Annotated in this window: 2 protein-coding genes and 2 pseudogenes; 1 reads left to right on the forward strand and 3 read right to left on the reverse strand. The window is 58.0% G+C overall.

What is annotated here, in order from left to right:
• Nucleotides 1-1,001: 1,001 nt before the first annotated feature.
• Nucleotides 1,002-1,121 (forward strand): annotated as a pseudogene (locus P0D89_RS52090) (peroxiredoxin); the annotation flags it as partial.
• Nucleotides 1,122-1,234: 113 nt separating this feature from the next.
• Here the strand turns inward: P0D89_RS52090 and P0D89_RS52095 are convergent.
• The 3 genes and pseudogenes from P0D89_RS52095 to P0D89_RS52105 all read right to left on the reverse strand — a co-directional run bounded on the left by P0D89_RS52095 (nucleotide 1,235) and on the right by P0D89_RS52105 (nucleotide 2,496).
• Entirely contained in the window at nucleotides 1,235-1,852 is a 618-nt protein-coding gene (locus tag P0D89_RS52095; RefSeq protein WP_408370853.1) for a class I SAM-dependent methyltransferase, read from the reverse strand.
• 32 nt (nucleotides 1,853-1,884) lie between these two features.
• Nucleotides 1,885-1,977, reverse strand: a pseudogene (locus tag P0D89_RS52100) (DNA-binding response regulator); the annotation flags it as partial.
• Nucleotides 1,978-2,253: 276 nt separating this feature from the next.
• Entirely contained in the window at nucleotides 2,254-2,496 is a 243-nt protein-coding gene (locus P0D89_RS52105; protein WP_408370855.1) for a hypothetical protein, read from the reverse strand.
• Nucleotides 2,497-2,755 lie beyond the last annotated feature (259 nt).

Genomic DNA, 2,755 nt, shown 5'->3' on the forward strand with positions numbered 1-2,755 from the left:
TAATTGCCACAACCTATACCACATGGCGACCGGGATGATGACCGAGTTCCGCTATCGCGATATCTCCCTATGATGAAGCCGCCGCACGCCGTGTCCGGGCGGTCCTGCGTCGCGACGCTTGCGGCGATGGCTATATGATCAATGTCGTCCTGACCGACGGCATCTCATCTGTACTGTCAACGAACCAGCGGCGTCGACGAACAGTGGCAAGGGCAAGCGGAAATTGATGTGTTTGCTTCTGCGCACCGCTGTTCGTCCAAAGAGACAATAGTTCAAGCCTGCGCAACACGCTACGTTCAGACGAAAGGAGTATCGTGCGCGGAACCGCACAGTACGCTACTTTCCCCGCGACAATAATCGTAAATAGGAGTAGTCGAACACGCTGTGCGTGGCCCATCAAAACCATGACTCCTCCGCGCAGAATCCTTGTCGGCCTGATCCTTCTTTTGGTCTTGCCGATCCGCCTGATAATCGATGCATCTGCGGCTTGCGATGCAGTGGCACCCTATGGCAAGTTCGGCATGCACACGTCCGAAACTCGTCAGCAAGTGGCACGAGGCGAAGCTGTGAGTTCCTCGATCAAGAGAAGCTGACCCGCTGGCCTCGGTTGCGGCGGATGTCGGTGCGAAATGTGTCACCGTTGACTCGGGAATGCCGCCAGACGAGATCGCCAAAGCCATTGTGGACGCTGGCTACACGCCGGTCATACGACACGCGTAAAGTCGATCAGGGATTGTGGAATTTGCCACTCGCGAGCGGATGGGCTTCGGACCATTCCACGATGCTTCTGATGGCGATCCACGAATGCGAGGTCTGAATGCATTGCTCCCTCAAACACCCACGCGTTGATCGGCGGAGGCCGCATCCTTTGTCCGGTTAGTACACCGCGGTATCTTGTCCCCGAAGGAGCCGTGATGAATCTTCGGGTTTCTCAATCCGGAGCGAGCGAAGCCGTTCACGCGGCCGCAATGCTCCGGCTCATCCACCACTGGAGGTTTGATATGTCAATCCGCATTGGCGACGAAGCACCCGATTTCACGGCCGAGACGACCGAAGGTACGATCCGCTTTCACGAGTGGATCGGCGACAAGTGGGCGATCCTGTTTTCGCACCCGAAGGAACAGAGGACGAACACTACCTCTTTTTCCGCAAGCCGGCATAGCGACGAATCGAACCTGCCGCGCCACCAGAGATCTGTTACCCCGCTTCCGGATGCTCTCATCATCGCCACAGGCTATCGGTTTGGTCGAGCACGACCCTCGTACAGAAAGCTCATCGACTTCGGACCGGGCGCGTAACCCGTGTCGAGATGGTCGATGATGAAGCCGCCCCTCTCAATCATGTGCGCAATAGGCCGATTCAGATGGCAGCCGCCGCTGATGCACTTCCAGGCGGGCGTCAAGCGGTTCTGCCATTTATACACGCGTTCGTCCGGCGCGAGACCGTGCTCGACGAAGAGCAGGTACCCGTTCGGTTTTAGCACGCGACGCATCTCCTTCAGCGCACGCTTAGCCTCCGGAATCGTGCACAGGGTCCAGGTGGTGACGACCGTATCAACGCTTCTGTCTTCCAGCGGGATGGCTTCTGCCGAAGCGTCCAGAAAAGTCACCGGTCGCCTCGCCTGCTTCGCGTTTCGCCGCGCCATAGCCATGAGTTTGGGATCGGGCTCGAGTGCGAGAACCTCTCTCACGCCCGCTTCGTATAGCGGCAAATTCAGGCCTGACCCCGCGCCGATCTCGAGCACCGTGCCTTCGGCGTTGCCAATGACCCGCTCCCGGTAGGGCTCAAGAAAGCTGTTGCGCATTGCGAGGTCGCAAAGGCGCGGCAGAATGACATTGCGGTAGAAGCCCATGTTCCGTGTCCCTCTATCCAGTGGCGACGCGTATCGGCAGTGTCGGCCGTATAGCTGGCCTCCATGAGCCCCTTGCGGAGGCAGGAGGTCATTATCGTCTCGTCTTCGACTATGAGGATACGCATGGCAATATTTGTTGGCGTCGCACCACAGGCCGCCGAGTGAGACACAACGAGCTTAATGTGCCGAGCGTGATGTGTGGACGGTGTACTGGAAATGACGCCACCATGACATTTTTTTTTTCTTGGACATACCCGAAAAATTGGTCATTATTCGGCCACGCCTTTGTCGCGCGCTCCGACTAAGATCCGGGTTGCATCTTTGGCCAGCCGTCGCAGTGGCGCAGTTTCACGGTTACACACTGACACGTTCCGGACCTTACGGTTTTCTTAGATTGCGTGCTAAACTTCGCACCCATGTCTTACTGGCGCAAACTCTTCGTCATCGTGCTGCTTGCACTGAGCCTTCCGGTTCAGTCGTTCGCGGCCGTCTCCATGAAATGCGACTCGTCGTATATCGGGAGCGACGGGGCGTTTGCGCAGCATGCCGAAGTGGACGAGTCGGCGCACCGTCACATGCACGGTGTCGCCATGGCTGATGGTCTCCATCATCTCGGCCACGATGATCGCGCGCACCACGTTCATTCGTGCTCGACATGCGAGTCCTGCTGCTCGGGCGCAACTTTGCCCGCCGTCCCGACAGTGGTATCAGCCGCCTACGCCATTCAACTTGTCGTTCCGTTCCCCTCCTCTGTCCGTGTCGCGTCGTTTCTGACCGACGGCATCGAACGTCCCCCTCGAATCTCTCTCGCCTAGTCCTTCGGTCGCGGCCCAAGCTGCGATGCGCAATTTCGACCTGATGGCCGCGTGTCGGCCATCCAGGTGATCTATGACGAGAAAAATC

Origin of the sequence: Paraburkholderia sp. RL18-085-BIA-A (genome assembly GCF_046027075.1) — a bacterium.
GTDB lineage: Bacteria > Pseudomonadota > Gammaproteobacteria > Burkholderiales > Burkholderiaceae > Paraburkholderia.